This window comes from Saccharothrix sp. ST-888, from assembly GCF_000955975.1.
Lineage (GTDB): Bacteria > Actinomycetota > Actinomycetes > Streptomycetales > Streptomycetaceae > Kitasatospora.
Genome location: NZ_JYJF01000947.1, coordinates 1 through 306, shown reverse-complemented (window position 1 = coordinate 306; position 306 = coordinate 1). Strand labels below are relative to the sequence as shown.

Annotated in this window: 1 pseudogene; it reads left to right on the top strand. The window is 75.8% G+C overall.

The features are described 5' to 3' along the window. Window positions 1–306 (top strand): annotated as a pseudogene (locus UK12_RS42645) (hypothetical protein); the annotation flags it as partial.

The following is a 306-nucleotide window of genomic DNA, read 5'->3' as shown; positions in this document are numbered from 1 at the left end:
GCCTACACCAGCGAGGACGACCCGCGCGAGCCGGCCGAGATCGCCACCGCGCTGGCCGAGATCGTCCGCGGGGAGTGCCGGGCGGCCGAGTTGCAGGCCCCCCGGCTGCGCGTGGACCCGGGCCGCCCGATCGTCGGACCGACGGCGTTCACGCTGTCCGAGGTCGGCAGGGCCAAGCGGAGTGAGGGGCGCAGCACCATGCTCGGCGGCGCCAGCACCCAGCGGACCGCCTCGGCCGCGGCGCCCCCGGTCAGCGAGGGGACGAACTTCTGGTCCTCGTGCGCCGTCGCGATGAACTCGTGGGTG